Raw genomic sequence first — 25,057 nt, 5'->3', positions numbered from 1 at the left:
GAGGAACGCCATGATTGTCGGTATAGGAACTGACCTGATAGAAATCGGGCGGGTACAGAAGATGGTGGAGAGAAAGAACCGCCTGAGCCGGATTTTTTCAGAAGAGGAACTGGCATGCGCAGGTTTAAACAGTACGACTCTTGCTGGTAATTTTGCAGTTAAAGAAGCCGTTTCCAAGGTATTTGGAACCGGCTTCTTCGGATTGGAGCCCTATGAGATCGGAGTGTTTCGGAATTCAAAAGGAGCACCTTATGTGAAACTCACAGGCAGAGCCGAAAAAATGGCATCAGATAGGAAGATTACGAAATTTCATGTGTCGGTTACGAACACAGGGGGGCTGGCACAGGCTTTTGTCATAGGAGAGTGTCTATGAAATATGTTTTAAAAAATCAGGAAATGCAGGATGTTGATAAGGAGACCATACAGAAGATAGGGATTCCTGGCCTGGTGCTGATGGAGAGGGCCAGCGAAAAAATTGCCCGAAGGCTCATGGAAACAGTCAGAAAAAATAACAGGATACTTTCTGTGGCAGGATGCGGAAATAACGGGGGAGATGCGCTGGCTGCGGCCAGAATCCTTCTGGAAGAAGGGTATTCAGTGGATTTTACAGTCGTAGGGGATCTGTCTCAGGCATCCGCAGACTTAAAGACGCAGTACGATATCCTTGCACGGCTTGGATATGAGCAAAAAGAAGAGATAGATTATGAGGATTATGACTGGATTTTGGAAGGACTGTTTGGCGTAGGCCTTTCCAGAGAGGTATCGGGGACATACCGTACTGCTGTGGAAAGGATTAATGGAAGCGGAGCTAAAGTCATGTCAGTCGATATTCCCTCCGGAATCAGCGGGGATACGGGAAAAGTCCTCGGATGCGCCGTAAAATCAGACGCTACGGTGACCTTCGGCGGTCCCAAGGCAGGACATCTGCTCTATCCGGGAAAAGAATATGCGGGCCGGCTGTATGTAGAAAAGATCGGTTTCTTTGATTCTGTTTTGAAGAAACATGCAGGGGGCTTCACATACGATAGGAAAGATTTAGAAAGACTTCCGGGCCGTTTTGCGGATTCTCACAAGGGCACCTATGGAAAAGTCCTGATCATAGCAGGAAATGAGACGATGTCTGGGGCTGCTTATTTTTCGGCAAAGAGTGCCCTGCGCATGGGCAGCGGACTGGTAAAGGTGATCTCCTGCGAAGCCAACCGTCCGATTCTGCAGTCCATGCTTCCGGAAGTGCTGTTCGGGACATATGAGGATGTAAAAGATGCCCTCGAATGGTGTGACTGTATCTTATTCGGACCCGGAATGGGAGTCTCAGAGCGGACCAAAGAATTATTAGAAGAAGTTTTACAGCGCGGAACGAAGCCTCTTTTGCTGGATGCGGACGGCCTGAATACGGTCAGCCGTTATGGAATGGAGATCGATCATCCGGGAGGGTGCGTTTTCACACCGCATCTTCTGGAAGCTGCAAGGCTCCTTGGAATATCCGCAGAGCAGGTGAAAGAAACTCTGACGGATGCGGGACAGAAGCTTTCGGACAGATTCCGCGCCACTGTTGTGCTGAAAGATGCGGCAACGCTTGTAGTGTCAGGCAGCCGGCCTGTTTATTATAACAGCAGCGGAAACAACGGAATGGCCACAGGGGGGAGCGGCGATGTCTTAAGCGGCATGATCGCAAGCCTCCTAGGGAGAGGCATGGAATGTTCTGAGGCTGCCGCCCTTGGTGTCTATATCCATGGGCTTGCAGGAGACCATGCCGCAGAAATTTCTGGACACAACAGCATGCTGGCATCAGACATCATTGAGTCAATCAGCAGTATTTTAGGAGGAATCAGCGATGAATCAGTATTATAGGGTATACGCAGCCATTGATCTGGATGCGGTCTGCCATAATATCAGTGAGATAAAAAAACTTGTGGGGCCGGATACAAAGATTATGCCGGTGATCAAAGCCGATGGCTACGGACACGGGGCGGTCCCGGTGGCGAAGGCATTGAATAAGATCGGCGTCGACGGTTTTGCGGTGGCGATCATTGAGGAAGGGATCGCTCTGAGAAAACAGGGAATCACAAAACCGATCCTAATTCTCGGATATACTTCGGAATATCAGTATGCTTCATTGATCCAGCATGAAATTGAACAGACGGTATTTTCTTATGAGATGGCGGAGGCGATCTCTAAATTTGCAGTTACAATGAAGAAGGAAGCCAGGATACATATCAAAGTGGATACCGGAATGAACCGGATTGGTTTTAAGCCCACGGAGGAATCGGTCGGGCAGGTACAGCGTATTCAAAAACTTCCTAATATTAAAATTCAGGGAATTTTTACGCACTTTGCATGTGCGGACGAGGAGGACAAGACATCGGCCAGATACCAGAAGGAACTGTTTGATCAGTTTGTCTCAAAGATTGAGGAAAAAGGGATCGAGATCCCGGTCAAGCACGTCTCCAACAGCGCAGCCATTATGGACCTCCGTGAATGTCGTATGGATATGGTCCGTTCCGGCATCATCACCTATGGGCTGTATCCCTCCGAGGAAGTGGATAAGTCAGCCATTGATTTAAAGCCGGCACTTTCCCTGATCAGTCATGTGATCCATGTAAAAGAAGTGGGGCCGGGAGAAGGAGTCAGCTATGGCTCCACGTTCGTTACGGACAGAAAGACCAGAATCGCGACGATACCGGTAGGTTACGCTGACGGCTATCCGAGGGCCTTGTCTTCCAGGGGAAGGGTCATAATCCGGGGACAGTATGCGCCGATCATAGGAAGGATCTGCATGGATCAGTTCATGGTGGACGTGACCGATATTGAAGGAGTCAGCGTCATGGACCGGGTTACCCTGGTAGGGACAGAGGGAGATAAAAACATTTCGGTGGAAGAGGCGGCAGATCTGGCCGGTTCCTTTAACTATGAATTTGTCTGCGGGATCGGAAAAAGAGTTCCAAGAGTATACTTTCAGGACGGGAAGGCAAAAGAGGCAGTGGACTATCTGGAAGACTGAGAAATTCTAAAGCCGGACGGAAATCGTCTGGAAAATAGGATTAAGTTGAATACTTCTGAAAGAAATGTCAATACTCTTCATAAACTATTATGAAAGAGATGGAGAGTGATTAGGCTTATGGTAATTAAGCGAGGAGATATTTTTTATGCAGATTTGAGGCCTGTTGTCGGCTCAGAGCAGGGAGGCGTCCGCCCGGTCATTATTTTGCAGAACGACGCGGGCAACCGATACAGTCCCACGGTCATCTGCGCAGCGATCACGAGCAAGATGAACAAGGCAAAACTTCCGACCCATGTGCCGGTGGACTGCAGGAAATGCCAGTTGGAAAAAGATTCGGTTATTTTGCTGGAACAGATCAGGACGATCGATAAAAGCCGGCTGAGAGAAAAGGTCTGTCATCTGAACAGTTCTATATTGGAGAAAGTTGACAAGGCATTAAAGATCAGTTTAAGTCTTGATACATAGATGGACAGATTGACCTTTTCTTCGTAAAATGGTATATTTTATTACGACTGATGAATAAAGGAGATGTATATGGAAGATTTAAGTGCCGCGATGATCCTGATACCGCTGCTTACATTGGTATTAGGTGCCGTCTTCGGCTACATAATTGGAACGAAACGCAAAAATAAGCCCAAGGGTAAGCAGACCGACCAGACAGAGCGGGAAGCGGATGACGATAATGACAATGAATATGAGGAAGAGATCATGAACATTGTCAACCAGGGGCATGAGCAGGGGGCCATTTTGGAAGATGAAGCCAAGATGATCACCAATATTTTTGAGTTCGGAGACAAAGATGTAACCGATGTCATGACTTCCAGAAAGAAGATCGATGGGATCGACTGCACCATGTCTTTGGAAGAAGCCCTTCATTTTATGCTGGATGAGCCATATTCAAGATTTCCTCTCTATGAGGAGGATATCGATCATATCATTGGTGTTCTGTATCTCAAGGATGTGATTGACGCCTATATAAATAATAAAGACCTGGAACTCTATGAGATTGCCAGGGAGCCGTTCTATGTTCACCAGACCATGAATCTGTCTGTGCTGTTTCAGGAAATGCAGACAAAAAAGATCCATATGGCGATCGTTGTGGACGAATACAGTCAGACAGAAGGTATTGTCTCCATGGAAGATATGCTGGAAGTGATCGTTGGAAATATCCTCGATGAGTATGATGTGGAAGACAGGGAGATCACAAAGCTTGGCTGGGCCGATATTTTCCTGATGCGGGGAAGCACGAGACTCGAAAAGATCGAAGAAGTATTAGACATCGAGTTTGATGTAGAAGAGATTGAAACGCTGAGCGGATTTTTGGTAGACCAGCTGGGTCATCTTCCGGAACAGGGAGAAGAAGTAGAGATTATTTATGAAGGATGGTCTTTTAAATCCGTGGATATTCACGACAATGTGATCAAACAGGTAAAAGTGGAGAAAAAGCGTACAAAAAAAGAAGAAAATGATTCAGAGAAGGAGTAAATACAGTTATGTCAGGACACAGTAAATTTGCGAATATTAAACACAAAAAAGAAAAAAATGACGCGAAAAAAGGCAAGATCTTTACCAAACTCGGAAGAGAGATTGCTGTGGCGGTAAAAGAAGGCGGGGCGGACCCGGAAAATAACAGCCGGCTCCGCGATATTGTCGCTAAGGCAAAGGCCAACAATATGCCCAATGATACCATTGACCGAAGCATTAAAAAAGCTGCAGGCGATGCAAATGCCGTCAACTACGAGTCTATTACATATGAAGGATACGGCCCGAGCGGAGTCGCGATTATCGTAGAGGCTCTGACAGACAACAAAAACAGGACGGCTTCCAATGTCCGGAGTGCTTTTACAAAGGGAAGCGGAAGCATTGGAACACCGGGCTGCGTCTCCTACAATTTCGAAAAAAAGGGACAGATCATTATCGCAAAAGAGGACTGTCAGATGGATGAGGATGATCTTATGATGACTGCGCTGGATGCGGGAGCAGAGGATTTTGCCGCAGAGGAAGACAGCTATGAGATCGTTACGGACCCGGATGATTTTTCTAAAGTCAGGGAGGCCCTGGAAGCAGAATCCATCGAGATGGCCAGTGCGGAAGTTACCATGATTCCGAACACTATGGTAGAGCTTGCTTCTGAGGATGATATCAAGAATCTGCAGAAGACGCTGGATTTGCTGGAAGAAGACGATGACGTCCAGGATGTCTGGCATAACTGGGACGAATAGACTGTACAGACCAAATAGAGACCCTTCATCATGCATTTATGCCATGATGAAGGGTCTTTTTATGATATAATGAAAGAATAATATATCATGCAGATACTTCCTGTTTACAGACAGAAAGGAGAGAGGATTTATGCGGAAAAATGGACATTTTCTGATTCTGGCAGCAATGATACTTATGATAGGTACCTCGCTGCACAACCCAGGAAATTTTTATCAAAGAACGAACAGAAGTGATTGTTTTACCAATGATACGGAGATTTCCAGTGCCAGGTATAAGTCTAATAAGCATAAATATCACAGTATTTTTCAGATGGGACTGGCCGGACCGGGGCTGACGGCATGGAATTATGCAACCGGAAAGGGAGTGAATGTTGCGGTCATGGACGGCGGTTTTGACGTGAATGACAAAGAACTGAAAGGAAATATAAAAGGCTGCTACAATGCAGTTACAAAACGGGGAGGAAAAGGACAGATTACGAAATACAGCCATGGAACTTCTGTGGCAAAAATATTGGGAGCCGCAGGCAACAACCGGTATGCCAGCGCTGGAGTTGCATATAATGTGAATCTGTATCTGATACAGGTAGATGCAAATGGTTCACAGTCATCCTATTCAAAATCAGTGATGGAAGGTATTCGTTATGCTGCTGATAAAAAATGCAGGGTAATCAGCATGAGTCTTAGTGATACTATATATGATGCTAAGATGGAAGCAGCGATAAATGAAGCATATTCCAAATCCAAAAATAGTATATTATTTGCTGCCTCAGCAGGCAACAAAGGAAAAGAGGAATACCGCTATCCGTCGTCTTATCGGAATGTACTGTCTGTCTCTGCTCTGAATTATTCTTCCAAAACCCGAAAATACACGGATGCCTCATCAACCTATAATAACCGGGTTGACATTTCTGCACCGGGAGGCACGACCAGTGCGGCGACACCGTATGCAGCAGGGGTGGCGGCGCTGATCTTTCAGGCCAACCCGTCCCTGACGGCAAAAGAATGTGCAGACATCATTACATCCACGGCAATGGACGCAGGAAACAAAGGGTATGATAAGCACTATGGATATGGAATCATTCAGCCTCTGACGGCTGTGCAGAAAGCAAAGTACGGAAGAAGTTATATCCCACGGAAGATTTCAGGGACGTCATCTTACAAGAAGTCCTATGGGACGAAGCCGTTTACCCTTAATGCTGAAATTGCGGGCTCCGGGAGTTTGTCTTATAAATCTGGCAATGACAAAGTGGCTTCTGTCAATGGCAGCGGGAAGGTGACCATCAGGGGAACCGGCAGGGCTGTGATCAGAGTATCTGTTCCTAAATCAGGTATTTACAGCAGTGCTTCTAAAAATATCACGATCAATGTTTCTCCGAAGCGCCCTTCACTCAGCATTAAGAATATAAAAAAGAAGAAATTAAGTCTCAGCTGGAAAAAGGATAAAAGAGCAAGCGGTTATGAGATCTATATAGCGCCCAATTCAAAATTTAAGAAATATAAAAAATATATGATAAAGAAAAACCAGATAAAGAAAACGGTTTCCAGGCTGAAAAAGAACAAAAAATATTGGGTCCGCATGCGGTCTTATAAGACAGCCGGAGGCAGGAAAATTTACAGCAGTTACAGCAAAGTGAAGACAATAAAAATCAGAAAGTAAACTTTGTATGGATTTTGATCTCCTATGAGATACTAATAACCTTAATCCTTTGGGATTCAATGAAAGAAGACAGGACAAAATTCCTTTGTGAACATCCTGTGATTTTTTCTAAAATAACTATAAAATCTATTGATTTTATAACTGCTTAAAGATATAATGCATGATATTGTAAAGAAAAGATAAACTTTTTGAAGAGGAAGGGATGACTTATGTTTCCGATGTATGGATTTTTTGATCCGACTTATATTTTGATCATAATAGGTGTTATTATTACGCTTGCGGCATCTGCTAAGATGAATTCGGCTTTTAGGAGGTACTCAAAGGTACGCAGCCATTCAGGGCTGACTGGGGCACAGGCGGCTGCGAAAATTTTGAATTATGCGGGAATCTATGATGTAGTAGTAGAGCGTGTATCCGGCAATTTGACCGATCACTACGATCCAAGAAGCAAGGTATTGAGACTGTCTGACGCTACTTATAATGCCACATCAGTAGCAGCTATCGGCGTAGCGGCCCACGAGTGCGGTCATGCTATGCAGGACAAAGAAGCTTATGCACCGCTCAAACTCCGCGGAAGTCTTGTACCGGTAGCGAATATCGGTTCTAATCTTTCCTGGATTTTCATTATTTTGGGTATCATTATGGGGGCCAATCAGACACTCCTGAATATTGGGATACTCCTGTTTTCATTGGCCGTAATTTTTCAGTTAGTAACTCTCCCGGTAGAGTTCAATGCATCCAGTCGTGCGCTGAGAGTATTGAAAGACTCTGCGATGATGTATGAAGATGAAGTGGAAGACACAAGAAAGGTATTGTCTGCGGCAGCATTGACCTATGTAGCTTCTGCGGCAGCAGCTATTTTGAGTTTGCTGCGTCTGGTGATTTTATTTGGCGGCGGCAGGGACGATTAAAATTTTAGTGAGCTTTTTTAAATAGGCGGGGATCTGAAATAAGTACTTATTTCAGATCCTTATTTTTGTTTTTGGGAAATGACTTATGAGTTTTTCTCCATTATCTCCAGTCGGCTCTTAACAGGCCTCATTCCGACAATGGAGAAAAACTATCGCAGGTGGCACCTTTGATTTCTAAGCAGCCTGCTCCAGCAGATAATATGTCCATTTTCTACACGATTGGAGTGAGGCATTCTAAGAGCCGAACGGAAATCGTGTAGAAAATGTCATACATTTTTTAATCTAACTATTCTCTGTATCCAAAGTTCTTATAAAGTCAAAGTATAAACGCCCGAAAAAGAGTGCACTTGAGGGCAGAAGAAAGGATGGAGAGAACAATGAAAAAGCAATGGATGAGATGTCTGGCCGCAGTTTCTCTGATCGTGACCATGGGGACCGGAGCAGGAACTGTTCTGAAGGCTCATGAGGAGGAAATGGCTGGAAAATCCGGGGGGGGGTATTTCCAGAATTCATAAGGTAATCCCGGACGAGCAGATCAAAAACAAGACAAGAGAGTCTGCAGAAAATGGGCAGACACTTTTGGATGTGAGCAAAGGTGACATTCGCATCACAAAAGATGGAGCTGTTGGAGGAGGCCTGGAGGAAGATGAAACGCGGCTGAATTCAAAGGGATATTGGATTATAGGTACTACAACAGAACATAGTGTTAAAGTAGAAAAAGATGTGAAAACCGAGATTACCTTAGATAACGTCAATATTACATGTTCACAATATGACTGCATTAACGTATCACATGCATATGTAACAATAACTTTGATTGGAAAAAACCAGCTGTTTTGTAATTCAGGCAATAAATCAAGCGGAGATTTTACCTATGCGGGCTGTGCCTTAGCAAAGGACGGGATGGACGGACAGTTAACGATTCAATGTCAGGATGCAGAAAAAGCCGGACATAAATGTGATAATTCATGTGGTTCTCTATATGCAAAAGCAAAGGAAGAGCATCTAGATCTTTGTGCCATTGGAAGTACTTTAAGAGGAGTTAAGATTCCGGGAGATGCGGGGTTTTCAAATTTCACGATTAAAGGAGGAAATATAACCGCTATGGGCGGACTTCACTCCTGCGGAATTGGCGCAGCATGTGAGACAGAAGCAGTGGGAGGAGAACATGCAAAGAATATCAGAATCTCCGGAGGCATCGTTGAGGCAAAAGGGACTACGTATGGAGCAGGAATTGGAGGAGGTTACGGAACAAAGGTAGAAGGAATTTATATTACTGGCGGAAGTGTAAAAGCTACAGGTGGTGCCTACGCTCCGGGAATTGGGGCTGCAAAGTATGGAAGAACAGACGGCAAGGGCAGTATGGAGGTCAAAGATATTAAAATCAGCGGCGGAGATACGGTCGTAAAAGCTATCGGAGATAAAACAACTAGTATGCCGGGTATCGGTTCCGGAGGAGGAAACGGTAAAGTCTCCAATGTAACTGCATCTCCGGATTTTGGATTTCAGGGATACATACAGGACGGAACTTCAGAGGAAGATTATACATTTGTAGAGGGGACACCATTTAAAGAAGAGACAGCCATTGAAGTGGGGAAATTTTATACGATGGTCTATTTCGGACCATACCGTGACACCAATGAGATCGAAAAAGACACCAAGGACCAGATCGGAGCCAACCATGTGATCAGCAAGACTGGCGGAGAAGGATTTACGAAAGAACAGTTAAAAGGACTGACCAAAGTAACCGGAAAGGATGAAACCGGAACTGATTTTGATACATCCGATTTAACCTTTACGAAGGAAGAACAGATTCAGGCAATCAATGCTGCAAAGACTGCAGGAAAGACCGGGGAGTTTCCTCTGACCTTTACGACGCCTAACGGGACTGAGACAACAGTGAACGTATACCTGAAGGGAGAAGGAACCGATGCAGCCCAGATCAATCCAGAACGGATGGAACCGACCATCGGAGCGGATAATTTCCGGCAGGACACCGGAGGGGAACCATTCAGTGAAGAAGATGTACGGAGACTGGCTCAGGTCCAGGGGAAAAATAAAGAGGGAACGACCTATCCCCAGGATGAGTTCACACCAGATGCCGGTCAGTTAGAAACAATTAATAAAGCGAAAACCTTGGGGAAGGGGGGAACATTTAAACTGACCTTTACATCCCCCGACGGTAAGAAAGCCACGGTGGAAGTGGTGCTGAAAGTCTATGATGAGACAAGCGTTAATGAGACGACCGGGGAACAGATCAAGGGGCTTGATATTATCAGTAAGACCGGAGGGGACGCCTTTACAAAGGAACAGCTGAAAGACTTATCAGATGTCACGGCTTTCAACGGCAGCGGGGAAGCAATCGACAGAGCCGATTTAATATTTCCAAATGAAGACCAGGTCAAAGCGGTCAATGAAGCCAAGATGAACGGGAAGACCGGAGACTTTCTGCTGTACATAGAGACACCGGCCGGAACAGGGATTACTATCCATGTGTTTTTAAGAGACAGGGGAACCGATCAGGTCCGGAGCACAGAAGACGGGACACAGAGGGGAAGTCTTGGAGCCAATGACACTGTTCAGCCGACTGGAGGAAAAGGCTTCAGTGAAGAAGAGATCAGAAATTTCTGCAAAGTGAAAGGAAAAGACATTCATGGAAACAGTGTGAATGCCAGGGTGGATGAGGGACAGTTAAAAGAAATCAATGAGGCAAAGACCAGAGGAGTCACAGGAACCTTCAGGCTCACATTTTCTCTGGAAGACCGGACCGGGGCAGTAGTTTCGGTCACTTTGACCGGAGACCACACGGTGTCCTTTGACCCGGACGGGGGAGACTATTATCCAAAGGATCAGATCATTGTGGGAGGTAGAACAGCGGTGGAACCGAAGGAGCCTGGAAAAGATGGGTATGTGTTTGAAGGCTGGTATTACACAGATGAAGATGGAAAAGAAATAAAATGGGACTTTGATATGCCGGTCCATCAGAGTGTGACACTGAAAGCTAAGTGGAAAAAAGAGCCTGCCGATACAAAGACTACTGAGACGACGACAGTGAAGAAACCAAAGAAAAAGAGAGAGACAGGGAGCTGGAATTACCGGGAAATTGGCAGAGACACGAAAGAAAACCGTACGGCAGAGACTGGGGATGAACATAAAATGCCGTGGATTTTTGGATGCGTGGCAGGATTGACGGGAGCAGCATTCTGTTTGTTTATGAAAAAGAGAATACAATAGAATATAAGAGTGGACAGCCGGGAGAAATAAACCCGGCTGTTTTCTTTTGTTTCGGAAAAAGGCCGGGTGCACGGATCACGAAAAGCAAAACTTGTCAACCGGATAAAGAAAGCTTAAAATAGTAAAGAATGAGTATTCAGGAAGAGAAAGGATGAGTGACATGTCTGTAACAGAGGTCAGAAATTATTTAAATGAATTTAATAGGGCTGACAGAGTGAGAGAGTTTGAAGCTTCCAGCGCTACGGTAGAACTGGCGGCAAAAGCCCTGGGTGTGGAAGAAGCGAGAATCGCCAAGACGTTATCCTTCTACGGGCCGGACGGGAGCTGTATCCTTGTGGTAACCGCCGGAGACGTAAAGATCGACAATAAAAAATATAAAACGATGTTCGGATTAAAGGCAAAGATGCTGAGAGGAGACGATGTAAAAACGCTTACCGGACATGAGAGGGGCGGCGTCTGCCCGTTTGCAAATCCGGAGGGGACAAAAGTATATTTAGATGAGTCACTGAAGCGCTTTGAGACAGTTTTTCCGGCATGCGGCAGCTCAAATTCTGCGATTGAGCTCAAACCCGAAGAACTCTTTGAATATGCAAAGGCCGTAAAGTGGGTGGATGTGACAAAGGCCGAGGGAGACGGGAAATGAACGTAAAGGTTATCTGTGTAGGAAAGATAAAAGAGCCATATGTAAGAAAACTGATTGAGCGCTGTGTAAAAGAACTGAACAGGAGCTGCCGTCTGGAGATTATTGAGCTGAAAGATGAAAAAACACCTGACGGCGCCAGTGAGAAAGAGGAGGATCGCATCCGGAAAATCGAGGGCGAGAGGATCTTAAAGCGGATTCCAGCAGGAAGTATTGTGATTCCGCTTTGTATTGACGGAAAACAAATGACTTCCGATGAACTCAGGCATAAGTGGGAAAAATGGAACAGGCAGAGGGATACGGAGGTTGCGTTTGTCATCGGAGGATCTCTGGGTCTCTGCAGTGCGGTCCAGAGGAAGGGGGCTTTTAAGCTGAGCTTCAGTGCAATGACATTTCCGCATCAGCTGATGCGGCTGATCCTTCTGGAGCAGCTCGTATACGCGGCAGGGAGGAAGGAGGAATGATGGAGTCAATATTGATCATAGAGGACAATCAGGATGTCAGCCGGATGCTGTCAGAATTTCTCACGGAGTCCGGCTATCAGCCGGAGGCAGCTTTTTCAGGAACGGACGGGCTTATAAAGTTGAGAGAAAAGAGCTATGACCTGGTACTCCTGGATCTGATGCTGCCCTATAAAAGCGGAGATCAGGTTTTGAGGGAACTGAGAGGATTTTCAGACATACCGGTGATCGTCATTTCGGCAAAGGACATGGTGGGAACAAAGATCGATCTCTTAAAGCTGGGGGCCGACGACTATATTACGAAGCCTTTTGACCTGGGAGAGGTAGAGGCCAGGGTCCTGTCGAATTTAAGGCGGCAGAGTTCTTCCAAAGTCAAAGAACAGACACTTCAGTATAGAGACCTGATACTGTCAAAAGATGCAAAGAGTGTGCTGCTGGAAGGACAGGATCTGGAACTTACCGCAAAGGAATACGCGATCCTTCAGCTGCTGATGGAGCACCCGAAGAAGGTCTACACAAAAGCAAATTTATACGAGACGGTATGGGAAGATGAATATTTGGGGGATGACAACGCAGTAAAAACTCATATAAGCAATCTAAGAAATAAATTAAAAAAGGCCAGTCCCTTAGAACAGTATATTGAAACGGTGTGGGGCATTGGATATCGGATGTACAAGGAATAAACCCACAAATTCTTTACCATTGATCGTATGAACTTAACCTTTTCTTTACGATTGACAGATATACTGTACTTACAAAAGGAAAGGACAGGTGAGAAACATGAATTATGTATTGGAGACAGAAAATCTGACGAAAGATTTCGGCAGTTTTCGTGCACTTGACCGGGTCTCAGTAAAACTTGAGTCTGGGAAAATTTATGGGCTGATCGGCCGGAACGGAGCCGGAAAGACCACACTGATGCGGCTTGTGGCAGGGCTCAGCTTCCCCTCAGAAGGAAGTATCTCTTTGTTTGGACGCGGGGGTGAAAAAGCCCTGCAGGAGGAACGGAAGCGGATCGGCTGTATGATCGAATATCCGGGTATTATCGGAAACATGAATGCAAAAGAGAACCTGAGAGTACGCAGAGTCTTAAAGGGAATACCAAACGAGGAAACTGAAGATGAACTGCTTAAACTGACAGGTCTTTCTAAGGCAGGGAAGAAAAAAGCAAAGGATTTTTCTCTGGGTATGAAGCAGAGACTGGGTATCGCAGATGCACTGATCGGCACTCCGGAACTGCTCATCTTAGATGAACCCGTTAATGGTCTGGACCCGCTCGGCGTGGTGGAAATCCGCCGCCTTTTGATAAAACTGTGCCGGGAAAATCATATAACGATCCTGATTTCCAGCCATAATCTGCCGGAACTCTACCAGACGGTTACAGATTATATTATCATCCACGAAGGAAGAGTAGTAAAAACTCTGAACCAGGAAGAACTGGAAGAAAAATGTAAGCGTCATATCAGGGTCCGGTGTGCGGACACATCTAAGCTGGCTGCGGTTTTGGAAGAGAGCCTTCATACCTCAAACTATAAGGTGATGCCGGACGGTTCTGTAAAGCTGTATGATTACCTGGACCGGCAGGAACAGGTCGCGGAAACATTATATCAGAACGGATTGACAGTGAAGGGATTTTCCGTAGAAGGTGATAGTTTGGAAAATTATTTTGTATCTGTGATAGGGGGCGGTCAGGATAATGAATGTTTTAAGGGCTGATATGCTAAAGTTTAAAAAATCAATGGCTTTAAAAGTATTATTTTTGATTTCCGGGGCAGGAGCAGTCCTCATGGTCATCGTGGCCCGTCTGTTCAGGGACGGTACTCTTGGCATGAACGCCGCCGGCAATGCCTCTTTTCTGGCAGATCCTCAGATGGTGGCTCTATTGGGAACCGTGGCCGCGGGAATGTTTCTCTGCGGAGATTTTGAAAATAAGACCGTTCAGGATGCAGTGTCCGGAGGCATCGGAAGGAGTCAGCTGGTTCTGGGGAAAGCATTTTCTTATTTTTTGATTATTTTTCTATTGATTCTTCCGTACTTCGCTGTTATGGCCGCGTCATTTTTTATAGACAGCCAGTATCAGCTGTATATCCCGTCTGTGTTTCTTACGTTGATTTGCAGAGAATCGGGAAATGCACTCACACTGTATTCTGCACTTAAAATTCTTGGGATCACGGCGTCGGTATGTGTGGTCTACGCGGGACAGCTGAGCATTTGTCTTCCTCTGGCGTTTATTTTCCGCAGGCCGGTGCCGGTCATCGGGATCGGATATCTGGTCTCAATGGCCTGTGGAATGCTTCAGGCAGGAGGAAACAAAGTATTTGAAAAAATGATTAGTCTGACGCCGTTTCATCTTGAAAATTTAACCCGGCTTTCTATGGACGCAGAACCGGAAATGTTTTTGAAGAGTGTCGGAACCGGAGCCGGCTTTGCCATCCTGATGATCTTGGCGGCCATGTTCATTTTCAGGAGAGCCGAGATAAAATAAACAAACAGGAGATATACAGATGGTTTTTATATTGTCAGCGGTGATTTTGTTTCTGGCTGGATATGTGATTTTACTCCGGAAGCAGATCAATCAAATAAACCGTCAGCTGGAAAAACGCAGAGAAGAGAATACGAGACAGCCAATAAGCCTGGAATTCATAGATTCCGGGCTTACAAGACTTGCGGGAAATATGAACCGGTGTTTAAAAAGTGAGGAAAAACTGCGGGAGGAAACTGTGAGCAGGGAAAAAGAGCAGAAGGAAATGATAGCCGACTTATCCCATGATCTCAGAACACCTTTGACGGCAATCAAGGGATACCAGCAGCTGCTCATGGCAACACTAGCGGAGGAAGGACAGAGAGAAAGACTCCGGACCGCCCAGAAACATGCGGATGAACTGGGAAAGATGATCGAACAATTTTTTGAGTATTCTCTTTATTCTTATAAGCAGTCAGAGCCAAAATATGAACGGATTAACCTGGGAGCCCTGATTGCCGAATGCGTTGCGGAAATGGTTCCGCTGCTGGAAGAACATGAACTTTCCATCCGAATGGAGGAGACAGATCCGGTCTATGCAAAAGCGGATAGGGAAATGCTCATCAGAATTATTCAGAATTTGATCCGTAATTGTCTTGCTTATGCAGATTCCAATGCTGTGGTCAGAGTTGAAAAAACGAAAAGAGCGGTTTTTTCCTTTGGAAACCAAACAACGGCAACAGCAGACCCGGATCGTCTGTTTGACCGGTTTTACAGGGAAGACCGATCAACAAGCCGGCCTGGAGGTATGGGCCTTGCTATTGTAAAACTTTTGGCAGAACAGATGGGAGGAACTGCCAGGGCAGGAAAAAAGGAAGGCTGGCTGTGGATCTATGTCGAACTTCCTTCTGACGGATGATACTTGTTCCATTCATCCAGGATATAACGATTCCACAGTTTATAAAATTGAAAGCCGCGTGCAGCAAACCCGGCGAAAAATATAAGGACTGCAGTGGCGGATGCGTATCGGAATCCTGCAAATGACAAGGCATACCACATAAAAACCGTCGACAGCAATGCCGATACGGTGTAAAGAAAAACAGCGTATGTCTTGATCTGTTTTTTCGGCAGACCGAAAATAAACCAGATCCATCTGCTTGGAGCAAAGCATAAAGCTCTGTCTTTCATAAAAAAGATCAAAAAAAGAAGTCCCAGTGCGGCCGCTTTTGTGATTAAGGATTTCACGCCTATAATGATAAGAAATAGAATTAATTTCATGTCTTACTCCTCTTCATTTTCTGCCTGTATCATGATCTGTGTAATGTATTCGTCTGCACTGGAAATCACAAAATCATTGAGCCCGGTTTCATATGCGTATCCCGTTAGTGTTAAATGGTGTTTTTCTGCAAATGCTATGATTTCCTCATAGAATTCCGGAAGGCCGTCCCAATCACCCGTAAAAAATCCGCATATATAAGTTCCGCCCGGTTTTTTAAATATATCGTTGCTGCTGTTCTTTGGTGCCGGAGTAAAAAGACCGTCATAGGAATCGAACTTCCTTTGCTTAATCTTTTCAGTGGAGATAAAACTTCCAATGCCCATAATAAAGTCTTTCGTGTCCCAGAAATTTTTAATCTGAGCGTATATTTGTTCAATATCCTCATCACCAAAAGCAAAAGAGATCCTTTGGTGATATTCTTCTTCACACTCTATGATCCTGATTTCTCTGTTTTTTATCTGACTGCATAATTCCAGCTGTTTCTTTTTCATAAGAAGAATTTGTCTGCTTTTTTTCAGCCGCCTGATCTCACAGCCGATCTCTTTTAGTTTTGTGTCTGCAATACGTAAAAAATCTGCTTGGTTCGGATGGTTCAGATATTCTTTTATTTCTTTAATGCTCATATTTAATTCTTTCAGCATACGGATATATTCTAATTGAATACTCTGTGAGTCATCATAGTATCTGTAATTGTTATCTCCCTTATAGTGCGGTGAGAACAGACCGATCGTATCATAATAGTGCAGAGTCCGTTTGTTGAGTCCGTGGATTTTTGCAAACTGTGAAGTTGTCAGCTTTATTGAGCGGCGATTCATGATAGTTCCTCCTTGACTTTACACTTACTGAATACTTTAAGGTAATTATATACCAATCAGTTTTATTAGAATAGGAGGAATCAGATGAAAAAGCAAATCAGGGTAAGGGAATACCGGGACAGAGACAGCAGAGCGTTGGAGAACATTATCAGAGAAGCATGGAAATACGATGAACTTACAGGGCCTGCGACAGCATCTAAATTGGCAAAAGTTTTTCTTTACAGCTGCCTCTGCAGCCAGACTTTTGCACAAGTAGCCCTGGCAGATGAAATGCCGGTCGGAGTAATTATGGGGAAAAATCTGAACAAACACAAATGTCCGTTTAAATACCGTGTGAAGCAGATTACATCCATACTCTCTCTGCTGTTATCCGGAGAGGGAAGACAGGTGATTAAGATGTTTGGATGTATAAGCGGGATAGATAAAAAATTATTAAAGGACAGTGGGAAGAATTATCAGGGAGAGATTACGTTTTTTGCTGTTGATGCTGAATTTCGGGGCCGTGGAGTCGGAAAAGTATTGTTCCAAAATATAAAAACCTATATGAAACATGAAGAAATTCAAAGTTATTATTTGTTTACAGACACAAGCTGTAATTTCGGATTTTATGAACATCAGGGTATGAACCAGTGCAGGGAACATACCCATATTTTCACTGTCCGCAGCAGGCCTGCCAAAATGAAATTCTTTTTATTTGAACAGGAAGACAAACGCATGGTCTGAACTCTAATTGTCCATACATTCCTCAAACATCCGGTAGATTTTTGGATGTTCTTTCTTTACATTGACCGGCACCAGGTCTTTGCTGACCATCCCGTGAGAAGTGGTGCCGGTGGCGATCAGGGCACGGGGATTTTCCCGGATGACTTCATAGGAGAATTCCAGGCGCACCGGTGTAAGCCTTGTCAGTTTTATATGGATGGAAAGTTCGTCTTCATAAAAAGCGGCCTGTTTATACCTGACCGTAAGGCCGGTAAGTGGAGTGATAATGCCGGCTTTTTCCACGTCTGAATAGCTGATTCCTGAGGCCTTAATAAAATCAGTTCTTGCTACCTCAAACCAGACAGGATAGTTGCTGTGATGGGCAATCCCCATCTGATCAGTTTCCGCGTATCTTACAACGATTTTTGATGTGTACATAAAATCATCCTTTCTTAGCTTTGTCAATTCTATCAGTATATAATAAAACATCCTGACATGTCTAACCCATCTTTGCGGGAATCGTTGAATTTCTTAGATTTATATTGTATCATAAAAGAAACAGAAAGCAGAAAAGAAAGCAGGGAGAGCTTCTATGAAAAACAGGCTGAGAGACAACAGAGGATATACATTGGTAGAGCTGATGGCGGTGCTGGTTATTTTCGCCATTCTTCTGGCTATCGCCGGAGGAGGGATTGCAGCCTATCAGAAGCACTCTGCGTTCAAAAAGAACAATGAATATGCACAGACGATTTTCACGGCACTTCAGTCTTCCATGGCCCATGCAAAAGCAGGCGGAAGTCTGGATGAACTGTCCAAAGAACTTTCGGGTTCAGAGTATAAAGATAACCGCCTGAATGGGAAAATGATCGACGAAGGCGCTCCGGTTCCCGACGATGCTGAGGGCATGTATTATTTTTTCTTTCAAAAAGGCGAAAAAAGGACGGATTACGAAGGGGCTAAAAAGACGGTATATGAGATGATTGCGCCGTATATATATGACGCAGATGTATTAAATGCGTCTTTTTGCGTCGAGTTTGACCCCGACGAAGGGACGGCTCTGGGAGTCTGTTATTCAGACAAAGCAAAGAGTTTTTACTACGGAAATACCCAGTCCAAAGGCGGTGAGGGAAGCGCGGATATCAGCGGCAGGAGCAGAAATGACCGTTATGACCGGCTCGTAGGCTACTACGGAGTGGATTCTGTCTCTTCCACGCCGGAGCCGATGGAGGGGTCAGTTTTCAAAAGCCTTGAGCTGGTCAACAAAGAGACGCTTTCTATCCGATGGGAGTTGGAAGACGCATATCAGGCTTCTGCACTGGGCCTTGCATATGACATAAAACTTTACGATGCAGCGGACAACCGGCTTGTGTGTTCCTTCAAGATCAACGATCTCGATAAGGCGGAGACCATTCTGAAGGAAGAAGGCAGGGATAAAGAGCTTACATTGACCAGTGATGTTTCATTTTATGATGAAGACGAGAAGGTTACAGAGACAAAAAAAGATTTGAAATTTATGGGTTATATCTCAAAGAAAGGGAAGATGATCCTCGTTCTGGATGCAGCAGATTTAGAAGCCGCATCTCAGGTAAACGAGAAATCGCCGGATTATGACGGCACATACAGCATACGCAGACTGGGATTTTCAGCGGGTCCCATGTATGCAAGAATGCAGGCCTCAGGAACCGGATACCGGCCCAGCCAGTGGGAGCAGACCAATACAGAACACTCATATTTTGCCAAAGAAGAGGCAAAGAAGGACGGCACAAAAATTTATGACCTTAAAAACCCAAGGCATCTTTTCAATCTTAGGTTTGAGGAGAAAGATGCGCCGGATGATACGGTTTTATACCGCCAGACAGGCGGCATCTTCTGGAACGGAGAGAAAGGCATGGCGGCAGGAGGTTTCCTTTTTGAGAAGACGAAACAGCTGTCAGAGACGGAGGAGGGGATCCCTTTTCCTTCGGCAAGTAAACTGAATAAGAAACATACCTTGCAGGGGATGGATGAAAATGACCAGTCCTATGCTGTTCAGTCATTTAAATTCGGAGCGAAGGACCAGAAAACTCCGGCCGGATTATTTGAAGTCAATGAAGGTACGATAAGGAATATGTTACTGAAACAGATATCTTCCCAGGGAACTGACTATGTGGGAACAGTCTGCGGAGTCAACTACGGGACACTGAAAAATATTTCTGTGGATAAAAAGAGCACGGTCAAAGGGAAAAAATTTGTAGGGGGCATCACAGGAAGTGATATCACAGGGAAACCCCTGGATACAGGAACGGAGAAGCTGATCTTAGTAGGTACCATGAGGACTTACGATTCTCTGAAAAACAGCGCCAGGGTTGAAGGAGAAAAGTTTGTGGGAGGCGTTGTCGGATATTTAAACGGCATCTGTATAGAAGATCCGTCTAAACCGGAGGACGTGCAGAGTATTTCTGTCAAAGAGTGCGAAAATTATGGCTATGTGACGGGAACCGGACAGTGTATCGGCGGAATTGTCGGATACAACAGGCTGTCATCCATTGAGAAGTGCTTAAGTGTTCCTGTTTTGACAAAAGAGGAGGAAGAAAAGCTTAGAGAAGCGGCGAAAAATTATCAGCTGAAGGGCGACTTCGTAGGAGGAATCGTCGGTCTCAATGATGACGGCATCATCACGAAATGCAGCACCGGAAAAGAGGATGAAAAGTCCTTTGTGGCAGGCAGGAGATACGTGGGAGGCATCTCCGGATTCCATATGAAGATCGAGAATTCAGGTGCCATAGATACAGAGCTTGTTATGGACGGAGACGGCTCTGCAAACTTCGCAAATGTGATCGGAAGCCAGTATGTGGGAGGAATCACAGGGGTGAACGGCAGCGTGCAGGGGAAAATCTCGGATATACTCAATCAGGATGTTAATCTTAACAATTTTATTGTCAATAAAGAAGAATACACGTCAAAAGCGGTTCTCAAAAACTGGACGAACAAGGGACTTGTGACGGCGAATGAGCTCTTTGCAGGAGGAATTACCGGTCTGAATACCGGGAAAATACAAAACTGTACGTCTCAGATGCAGACAGAGGAAAAAGACAAAGAGAAGATACAAAAACTTCTGCTGGAATATGGAGCATTAGGTATCCAGATCGGCGGTATTGCAGGCTACAATAACGGGCTGATTGAAAATGACAAGAGGACAGAAGTTACGGCATATGTAGCCGGGGATACCTATATCGGTGGGATTACAGGCTACAATGAACAGAAAGGAAAGATCCGAAATTTCTCTGAAATCAAAGGATTTATTTATGGAAAAGACTGTGTCGGAGGAGTTGCCGGAGCCCAGAAAGGCGGGGAAGATCTGAAAGGATTTGAAAACCAGGCGGATATTACGGCAGACTTCGGGGATGCCGGAGGAATCTGCGGACAGATGTCAGAAGGAACAACGGTTATAGACAGCGGCAACACTGGCAACATCAGTTCCGAATACGGAAATGCCGGAGGAATCTGCGGCAGTGGTGAAGATTTGGTCATCGAGGGAGCTTATGTAAAAGACTGCACAATTACTTCTGAGAGAAATACAGCAGGGGGAGTCATCGGCAGGATTTCAAAAGAGGGGCTGATCAGAATTTCATCTGTGAGGCCCGGAGTTGTGATTCAAAGCCCGAAAGAGACGGCAGGAGGCATGATCGGACTGGCAGAAAAGACCAAAGAAAATGGAAAGCTGGAGATTTTCGGGTGTAACAGCGCCGCCGCATTGGAGTCAGGCAGGGCAGGAGGCATAATAGGAGAGTCAGACCTTACATCGGGCAGCATGGAAATAATACAGTGCAGAAACTATGGCTTTCCGATCGGCAAAACGAAAATGTCCGGACTGATCGGCTCTAAGAAGGGTTCGGCTGAGAATTTAAAACTTTATCAATGCTTCGGTGTTTCTGATTTGGAATATCCTCTGGCCGGCGAACCGTTTGAACAGGCAGAAATATCCAAATGTTATTATTTTATTGCTGGGGATCAGACAGAAGGCAATGTGGGAATCGGTATTCCTCTGATGGTGGAAAAACAAGGAACCCAGTATTACAGGGCATCGGGAACCGAAGAAGGCAAAAAGGTTACGATCAGCAACTTTACCGTAGATCCGACGCTGCTTTCGGAAGCAAATCTAAAAGATTTTTATGCTAAGATCGAGCGCACAATCAATGGTTATTATAACGGCTTGAACTAAGAGGATGAAGAACTATGGAAAGACTCAGAAAAAGAAATGAAGGAAGTGCATTGATCTTTGTCATGTGTATCCTCTGTGTATTTATGGCGGCGGCATTGATTATGATTCTCGTGTCTTATCAGGTACTGACAAATGCCCAGCAGTCGGCAGTCAAAGACCAATGCAGGATTTCCGCGGTTTCGTTTAATAAACTGCTGGAAAAAGAGATTACTGCCCCGGAAGGACAGGGAATCAGAGATGACAACATCCGGTATTTTCTTTACGACCAGATAAAAAACGATAAGTGGGTCTACTACAATGAGAAAGAGGAAGGTCATGGCGAAAATGAAGCTTTCCGCACTCTGGACATTGAGATGATCCAGTCGGCGAAAGATACACTGGGAGACATCAAGGTTACGGTTTACTGGGAATCCCAAAAAGATGATCCCCTTGACAAGGCTGTACTTGTGACTAAAGTAAGCGCGGGTTCCAGAAAACAGGAATATCATATAACGACCAGGTATTCTTTAAAGGTAAACACAGGCGAGCCGGAACAGTGGATCTGGGCTACAAATTGGCAGGAGTGATTACATGAGAAAAATACGGATCAAGCATATTTTAAAAGGGCGAGACGGAATGACTCTGGTGGAAGTCCTGGCTGCATTTGCCATTCTGCTGATGGGCATCGCTTTTCTCTACAAAAGTACGGTGATGTCGTTAAACCAGATCAGGAAAGCGAGGGAAGTGCAGGAGCAGGCAGACCGGGCGGTTTCTGAATTTTATGAGAAGAAGGCAGAGGAGTCTTCGGAGAAACAGACCGTCGTGCTCACCGTAAAAAAACAGGACTCCGACACTGCTGTGTCCCAATGGGGTATGGAAGTGAAGGTTGGAGAAGCCAAGAGCAGCGATGGATATTTTATCTATTTCTTCGGGCAGGAAGGAAGTGAGAAATGATACGCCGGCGGATCAGGAGTAAATTACAAAAAGTACTTTTGCATGACAAGTCAGGAATGACCCTTGTGGAATTGATGGTTACCTTTCTGCTGCTGGGCATATTGATGGCAGCGGCCATCGCCACACTGTCTCCGGCGATGAATGTCATGGCGAGGATATCGAACATGAGCCGGGCCCAGGGGGTGGCAGATATTCTGATGGAAAAAGTCTGCGGGGAAGTGGGAAGCTCCACGGGCCAGGTACAGATCGACAGCGGAAATGAAAAGATTTCTTATACCGACAAGAAGGGGCGCTCGGTCATCATGTACGCAAAGGAGACAGACGGAGAAAAGAGGCTGGTGCTTCACTATCAGGCATCTTCGATAGCCGAGGGAGGAGCGGCAGCGACAAAGGGAGTTGACTGGACCTTTTCCAAGAAGATGTATATGAACCAGGAAATTAAGGAACTGAAGTTTGAACGGAAGGAAGATACCAATCTTGTAAAGATCACGCTGACGGTCCGGAATGTAAAGACAGGGCAGACGTATAGACGGACAAAAATCGTGGAGTGCTATAAGCTGGATGACACGGGTTTTATCGATGATACGGAATTCCCGCAGGAGGTTTAAATAAGGCAGAAAATGCCGCTGTTTTAAATCTCGATATTGTTTGACAAGTATAGGGATTCAGCATATAATTTAAATATGCATTTTGGCTAAATCAAAGGATAGGAAGGGAAAATTATGAAGAAAAAATTAAGTGATTTCAGACAAAAAATGAGGAAGGATAAAAAAGGGTTTACTCTTGTAGAATTGATCGTTGTGTTGGTTATTCTGGCAATCTTGATTGCATTGTTGGTTCCTACTTTGACTGGATATATTGATAATGCGAATAAGAAAAAAGTTGCATCAGAGGGAAGACAGATTCTAATGGCAGCTAAAACTATTGCGGCGGATGATTACAACAGTGATGAAGCTACAAAAAACTTGTGCGGTAAAACAATTACTACTTTAAATGTTTCTGCTGCTGGTGCAGCTACTGATGACCCCACGATTGAGAAACTTTCAGAAGTAAAGAACAGCAAATATACAAGTGTTTCTATTACATTTGATGCTGATGGAACGGTATCAAGGTTGGTTTACACAGGTAAAAAATTTACGGCAACATTCGATGGATCTGCATGGAGTACAACTAAGAACTAAGAATCGCTGAGATAGCATTTTTTGGAAAGCGGACGGTATAACTTGGTAACAAGAAGAAGGTTTAAAAATCACAAGTTTATAGAATATACAGAATGGATTTTGCTTCTGGTGCTGTTGTCTGTATTGTTCCTTGGAGTCATTCCTCGTGTCAAGACATCATTCCAGCGCCAAAAGGCCCGTGAAATCTTAAGAAACGCCAAAGATGTCCGTGTCTCAGCACAGATTTATTTCTACGATACATATGCAAAAGGAGAAGAAGTCCCTGTCGCAGGAAAACGCCAGGTGCTCTCCGGGGATGTGGAAAAGGACATTTTAAAAACTGCCAGGAGTCATGGAAGGATTGACACCATTGCCTATGACAGACGGGATGTAAAAGTGACGGACCTTGTCTATATTGAGGATGGCTACATCGTAAGCTACAAAGAAGTGAAGGGAAAACCAGTCTGGAAAGTGTACCGATTGAGCCGGATGATAGGGGATTCATAAGAGATTTAAGTAAAAGGGTGTCCCAAAAGTATTTTTACTTCTGGGGTATCCTTTTCTTTCGCAAAAGGGGGAAACATGGGACTTATCTATTTTATATTCTTCTGGATCGGAGCATCCGTCTTTTCCTTTGTGAATGTCTTAATTTACAGGGTGCCGAAGAAGATTTCTTTTGTCGGCGGCAGAAGCTTTTGTCCGTCCTGTAAAACCAGTTTAAAACCATACGATATGATACCGGTCTTCAGCTACATTCTCCTGAAAGGCAGATGCAGAAAGTGTAGCTCAAAGATCCCGGTCCGCTACATCTTTGTAGAATTACTTGGAGGAATTTTAGCTGTCCAGTGTGCGGCATCTGTTCCTCTGGATGAGTCGGGAGCGGGCATTTATCTTTTAAAAACAGTATTTTTATTAATAACAGGGGCTCTTTTGACTGCAGTGACATTTGTAGATATTGACACAATGGAAATTCCCAATGGCTTTGTACTGGCGTTAGCGTGTCTTGGAGCCGTGTCTCTTTTTTTGTTTCCGGAAATATCTCTGCCTATGAGAGTGATCGGCTGCTTTGCGGTCAGTGTTCCGATGCTGCTGCTTACGGTGCTGATCCCCGGGGCTTTCGGAGGCGGTGATATTAAGCTGATGGCCGCAGCGGGAATTCTGCTGGGGGCAAAGCTTACCGGAGCCGCATTTTTCTTTTCTGTGTTAGCCGGAGGGGTGTACGGAATCTATCTGCTGGCCGGAAAGAAAAAAGGAGGCAAAGACCATTTTGCGTTCGGACCATTTTTATGTCTGGGCATCTGGGCGGCCATTTGTTGGGGAAATGAGATCATCGGCTGGTATCTTGGCCTTTTGCCGTGAGATGATGCCTGAGGAGGGAAA

The 25,057-nt window shown here is 45.0% G+C and carries 27 protein-coding genes; 24 read left to right on the top strand and 3 right to left on the bottom strand.

Annotated elements, in window-relative coordinates:
- Positions 1-10 precede the first annotated feature (10 nt).
- The 16 genes from acpS (at position 11) to ANCC_RS09855 (ending at position 15,506) form a co-directional block, all read left to right on the top strand.
- Complete coding sequence (acpS, locus tag ANCC_RS09930; RefSeq protein ID WP_006566759.1) at positions 11-373, top strand: holo-ACP synthase; 363 nt, start codon at positions 11-13, stop codon at positions 371-373.
- Positions 370-1,851: a bifunctional ADP-dependent NAD(P)H-hydrate dehydratase/NAD(P)H-hydrate epimerase gene (locus ANCC_RS09925; protein ID WP_006566760.1), complete on the top strand. Its 1,482-nt coding sequence runs from the start codon at positions 370-372 to the stop codon at positions 1,849-1,851. Before acpS ends, ANCC_RS09925 begins: the two co-directional genes overlap by 4 nt.
- On the top strand, positions 1,835-3,001 hold the full coding sequence (gene alr, locus ANCC_RS09920; protein WP_006566761.1) for an alanine racemase: 1,167 nt from the start codon (positions 1,835-1,837) through the stop codon (positions 2,999-3,001). Before ANCC_RS09925 ends, alr begins: the two co-directional genes overlap by 17 nt.
- Positions 3,002-3,118: 117 nt before the next feature.
- The gene (locus tag ANCC_RS09915; RefSeq protein WP_006566762.1) at positions 3,119-3,466 is read left to right on the top strand and encodes a type II toxin-antitoxin system PemK/MazF family toxin; all 348 of its coding nucleotides are present in this window, start codon (positions 3,119-3,121) and stop codon (positions 3,464-3,466) included.
- Positions 3,467-3,535: 69 nt separating this feature from the next.
- Positions 3,536-4,486 carry a hemolysin family protein gene (locus ANCC_RS09910; protein WP_009289516.1) on the top strand — a complete coding sequence of 317 codons (951 nt, stop codon included), beginning with the start codon at positions 3,536-3,538 and terminating at the stop codon, positions 4,484-4,486.
- A gap of 8 nt (positions 4,487-4,494) precedes the next feature.
- On the top strand, positions 4,495-5,223 hold the full coding sequence (locus tag ANCC_RS09905) for a YebC/PmpR family DNA-binding transcriptional regulator (RefSeq protein ID WP_006566764.1): 729 nt from the start codon (positions 4,495-4,497) through the stop codon (positions 5,221-5,223).
- Positions 5,224-5,353: 130 nt separating this feature from the next.
- Positions 5,354-6,880, top strand: coding sequence for a S8 family peptidase (locus ANCC_RS09900; RefSeq protein ID WP_006566765.1), 1,527 nt, complete (start codon positions 5,354-5,356; stop codon positions 6,878-6,880).
- A gap of 209 nt (positions 6,881-7,089) precedes the next feature.
- On the top strand, positions 7,090-7,791 hold the full coding sequence (locus tag ANCC_RS09895; RefSeq protein WP_006566767.1) for a zinc metallopeptidase: 702 nt from the start codon (positions 7,090-7,092) through the stop codon (positions 7,789-7,791).
- Between the two features lie 377 nt (positions 7,792-8,168).
- Positions 8,169-8,306: a hypothetical protein gene (locus tag ANCC_RS09890; RefSeq protein ID WP_165353849.1), complete on the top strand. Its 138-nt coding sequence runs from the start codon at positions 8,169-8,171 to the stop codon at positions 8,304-8,306.
- Positions 8,254-11,025: an InlB B-repeat-containing protein gene (locus tag ANCC_RS09885; protein WP_156340501.1), complete on the top strand. Its 2,772-nt coding sequence runs from the start codon at positions 8,254-8,256 to the stop codon at positions 11,023-11,025. Before ANCC_RS09890 ends, ANCC_RS09885 begins: the two co-directional genes overlap by 53 nt.
- Before the next feature lie 151 nt (positions 11,026-11,176).
- Entirely contained in the window at positions 11,177-11,668 is a 492-nt protein-coding gene (locus ANCC_RS09880) for a YbaK/EbsC family protein (RefSeq protein ID WP_006566769.1), read from the top strand.
- Positions 11,665-12,129 (top strand): 23S rRNA (pseudouridine(1915)-N(3))-methyltransferase RlmH, encoded by a 465-nt coding sequence (rlmH, locus tag ANCC_RS09875; RefSeq protein ID WP_006566770.1) that lies wholly within the window; start codon positions 11,665-11,667, stop codon positions 12,127-12,129. Before ANCC_RS09880 ends, rlmH begins: the two co-directional genes overlap by 4 nt.
- Positions 12,126-12,809 (top strand): response regulator transcription factor, encoded by a 684-nt coding sequence (locus ANCC_RS09870; RefSeq protein ID WP_006566771.1) that lies wholly within the window; start codon positions 12,126-12,128, stop codon positions 12,807-12,809. Before rlmH ends, ANCC_RS09870 begins: the two co-directional genes overlap by 4 nt.
- Before the next feature lie 97 nt (positions 12,810-12,906).
- Positions 12,907-13,842: an ABC transporter ATP-binding protein gene (locus ANCC_RS09865; protein ID WP_006566772.1), complete on the top strand. Its 936-nt coding sequence runs from the start codon at positions 12,907-12,909 to the stop codon at positions 13,840-13,842.
- The gene (locus ANCC_RS09860; protein WP_006566773.1) at positions 13,823-14,611 is read left to right on the top strand and encodes an ABC transporter permease; all 789 of its coding nucleotides are present in this window, start codon (positions 13,823-13,825) and stop codon (positions 14,609-14,611) included. Before ANCC_RS09865 ends, ANCC_RS09860 begins: the two co-directional genes overlap by 20 nt.
- Positions 14,612-14,630: 19 nt before the next feature.
- Positions 14,631-15,506, top strand: coding sequence for a sensor histidine kinase (locus ANCC_RS09855; RefSeq protein ID WP_006566774.1), 876 nt, complete (start codon positions 14,631-14,633; stop codon positions 15,504-15,506).
- On the opposite strand, the gene ANCC_RS09850 is transcribed toward ANCC_RS09855, so the two are convergent.
- Positions 15,479-15,865 carry a hypothetical protein gene (locus ANCC_RS09850; protein WP_006566775.1) on the bottom strand — a complete coding sequence of 129 codons (387 nt, stop codon included), beginning with the start codon at positions 15,863-15,865 and terminating at the stop codon, positions 15,479-15,481. The genes ANCC_RS09855 and ANCC_RS09850 overlap by 28 nt on opposite strands.
- Before the next feature lie 3 nt (positions 15,866-15,868).
- Positions 15,869-16,681: a MerR family transcriptional regulator gene (locus tag ANCC_RS09845; protein WP_006566776.1), complete on the bottom strand. Its 813-nt coding sequence runs from the start codon at positions 16,679-16,681 to the stop codon at positions 15,869-15,871.
- Positions 16,682-16,765: 84 nt separating this feature from the next.
- On the opposite strand from ANCC_RS09845, the gene ANCC_RS09840 reads away from it, so the two are divergent.
- The gene (locus ANCC_RS09840) at positions 16,766-17,404 is read left to right on the top strand and encodes a GNAT family N-acetyltransferase (RefSeq protein WP_006566777.1); all 639 of its coding nucleotides are present in this window, start codon (positions 16,766-16,768) and stop codon (positions 17,402-17,404) included.
- 3 nt (positions 17,405-17,407) lie between these two features.
- Here the strand turns inward: ANCC_RS09840 and ANCC_RS09835 are convergent, their stop codons facing one another.
- Positions 17,408-17,821, bottom strand: coding sequence for an acyl-CoA thioesterase (locus ANCC_RS09835; protein WP_039946546.1), 414 nt, complete (start codon positions 17,819-17,821; stop codon positions 17,408-17,410).
- Between the two features lie 154 nt (positions 17,822-17,975).
- Here ANCC_RS09835 and ANCC_RS09830 point away from each other — a divergent pair, with 154 nt between their 5' ends.
- The 7 genes from ANCC_RS09830 (at position 17,976) to ANCC_RS09800 (ending at position 25,036) form a co-directional block, all read left to right on the top strand.
- Complete coding sequence (locus ANCC_RS09830) at positions 17,976-21,584, top strand: pilus assembly FimT family protein (protein WP_006566779.1); 3,609 nt, start codon at positions 17,976-17,978, stop codon at positions 21,582-21,584.
- Between the two features lie 14 nt (positions 21,585-21,598).
- Positions 21,599-22,150, top strand: coding sequence for a hypothetical protein (locus tag ANCC_RS09825; RefSeq protein ID WP_006566780.1), 552 nt, complete (start codon positions 21,599-21,601; stop codon positions 22,148-22,150).
- Between the two features lie 4 nt (positions 22,151-22,154).
- Positions 22,155-22,517, top strand: a complete 363-nt coding sequence (locus ANCC_RS09820; RefSeq protein WP_006566781.1) for a type II secretion system protein — start codon at positions 22,155-22,157, stop codon at positions 22,515-22,517.
- Positions 22,514-23,125, top strand: coding sequence for a type II secretion system protein (locus ANCC_RS09815; RefSeq protein ID WP_006566782.1), 612 nt, complete (start codon positions 22,514-22,516; stop codon positions 23,123-23,125). Before ANCC_RS09820 ends, ANCC_RS09815 begins: the two co-directional genes overlap by 4 nt.
- A gap of 114 nt (positions 23,126-23,239) precedes the next feature.
- Positions 23,240-23,698 (top strand): type II secretion system protein, encoded by a 459-nt coding sequence (locus ANCC_RS09810; protein ID WP_006566783.1) that lies wholly within the window; start codon positions 23,240-23,242, stop codon positions 23,696-23,698.
- A 42-nt stretch (positions 23,699-23,740) separates the two neighbouring features.
- Positions 23,741-24,184 (top strand): hypothetical protein, encoded by a 444-nt coding sequence (locus tag ANCC_RS09805; RefSeq protein WP_006566784.1) that lies wholly within the window; start codon positions 23,741-23,743, stop codon positions 24,182-24,184.
- Between the two features lie 75 nt (positions 24,185-24,259).
- Positions 24,260-25,036 carry a prepilin peptidase gene (locus ANCC_RS09800; protein ID WP_006566785.1) on the top strand — a complete coding sequence of 259 codons (777 nt, stop codon included), beginning with the start codon at positions 24,260-24,262 and terminating at the stop codon, positions 25,034-25,036.
- Positions 25,037-25,057: the final 21 nt, after the last annotated feature.

It is taken from the genome of Anaerostipes caccae L1-92, assembly GCF_014467075.1.
GTDB classification, from domain to species: Bacteria; Bacillota; Clostridia; order Lachnospirales; family Lachnospiraceae; genus Anaerostipes; species Anaerostipes caccae.
Note: the sequence above shows the minus strand (reverse complement) of the source record. Positions and strands in the feature narration are given on the sequence as shown.

What these genes read in the sequence shown, in the direction of transcription:
- ANCC_RS09860 (WP_006566773.1), top strand. Translation starts at nt 13,823, where the DNA reads ATGAATGTTTTAAGGGCTGATATGCTAAAGTTTAAAAAATCAATGGCT.
- ANCC_RS09880 (WP_006566769.1), top strand. Translation starts at nt 11,177, where the DNA reads ATGAGTGACATGTCTGTAACAGAGGTCAGAAATTATTTAAATGAATTT.
- ANCC_RS09870 (WP_006566771.1), top strand. Translation starts at nt 12,126, where the DNA reads ATGATGGAGTCAATATTGATCATAGAGGACAATCAGGATGTCAGCCGG.
- ANCC_RS09830 (WP_006566779.1), top strand. Translation starts at nt 17,976, where the DNA reads ATGAAAAACAGGCTGAGAGACAACAGAGGATATACATTGGTAGAGCTG.
- ANCC_RS09895 (WP_006566767.1), top strand. Translation starts at nt 7,090, where the DNA reads ATGTTTCCGATGTATGGATTTTTTGATCCGACTTATATTTTGATCATA.
- ANCC_RS09885 (WP_156340501.1), top strand. Translation starts at nt 8,254, where the DNA reads ATGAGGAGGAAATGGCTGGAAAATCCGGGGGGGGGTATTTCCAGAATT.
- ANCC_RS09905 (WP_006566764.1), top strand. Translation starts at nt 4,495, where the DNA reads ATGTCAGGACACAGTAAATTTGCGAATATTAAACACAAAAAAGAAAAA.
- rlmH (WP_006566770.1), top strand. Translation starts at nt 11,665, where the DNA reads ATGAACGTAAAGGTTATCTGTGTAGGAAAGATAAAAGAGCCATATGTA.
- ANCC_RS09855 (WP_006566774.1), top strand. Translation starts at nt 14,631, where the DNA reads ATGGTTTTTATATTGTCAGCGGTGATTTTGTTTCTGGCTGGATATGTG.
- ANCC_RS09890 (WP_165353849.1), top strand. Translation starts at nt 8,169, where the DNA reads ATGAAAAAGCAATGGATGAGATGTCTGGCCGCAGTTTCTCTGATCGTG.
- acpS (WP_006566759.1), top strand. Translation starts at nt 11, where the DNA reads ATGATTGTCGGTATAGGAACTGACCTGATAGAAATCGGGCGGGTACAG.
- ANCC_RS09910 (WP_009289516.1), top strand. Translation starts at nt 3,536, where the DNA reads ATGGAAGATTTAAGTGCCGCGATGATCCTGATACCGCTGCTTACATTG.
- ANCC_RS09845 (WP_006566776.1), bottom strand. Translation starts at nt 16,681, where the DNA reads ATGAATCGCCGCTCAATAAAGCTGACAACTTCACAGTTTGCAAAAATC.
- ANCC_RS09925 (WP_006566760.1), top strand. Translation starts at nt 370, where the DNA reads ATGAAATATGTTTTAAAAAATCAGGAAATGCAGGATGTTGATAAGGAG.
- ANCC_RS09835 (WP_039946546.1), bottom strand. Translation starts at nt 17,821, where the DNA reads ATGTACACATCAAAAATCGTTGTAAGATACGCGGAAACTGATCAGATG.
- ANCC_RS09900 (WP_006566765.1), top strand. Translation starts at nt 5,354, where the DNA reads ATGCGGAAAAATGGACATTTTCTGATTCTGGCAGCAATGATACTTATG.
- ANCC_RS09840 (WP_006566777.1), top strand. Translation starts at nt 16,766, where the DNA reads ATGAAAAAGCAAATCAGGGTAAGGGAATACCGGGACAGAGACAGCAGA.
- ANCC_RS09825 (WP_006566780.1), top strand. Translation starts at nt 21,599, where the DNA reads ATGGAAAGACTCAGAAAAAGAAATGAAGGAAGTGCATTGATCTTTGTC.
- ANCC_RS09820 (WP_006566781.1), top strand. Translation starts at nt 22,155, where the DNA reads ATGAGAAAAATACGGATCAAGCATATTTTAAAAGGGCGAGACGGAATG.
- ANCC_RS09800 (WP_006566785.1), top strand. Translation starts at nt 24,260, where the DNA reads ATGGGACTTATCTATTTTATATTCTTCTGGATCGGAGCATCCGTCTTT.
- ANCC_RS09850 (WP_006566775.1), bottom strand. Translation starts at nt 15,865, where the DNA reads ATGAAATTAATTCTATTTCTTATCATTATAGGCGTGAAATCCTTAATC.
- ANCC_RS09810 (WP_006566783.1), top strand. Translation starts at nt 23,240, where the DNA reads ATGAAGAAAAAATTAAGTGATTTCAGACAAAAAATGAGGAAGGATAAA.
- ANCC_RS09865 (WP_006566772.1), top strand. Translation starts at nt 12,907, where the DNA reads ATGAATTATGTATTGGAGACAGAAAATCTGACGAAAGATTTCGGCAGT.
- ANCC_RS09815 (WP_006566782.1), top strand. Translation starts at nt 22,514, where the DNA reads ATGATACGCCGGCGGATCAGGAGTAAATTACAAAAAGTACTTTTGCAT.
- alr (WP_006566761.1), top strand. Translation starts at nt 1,835, where the DNA reads ATGAATCAGTATTATAGGGTATACGCAGCCATTGATCTGGATGCGGTC.
- ANCC_RS09915 (WP_006566762.1), top strand. Translation starts at nt 3,119, where the DNA reads ATGGTAATTAAGCGAGGAGATATTTTTTATGCAGATTTGAGGCCTGTT.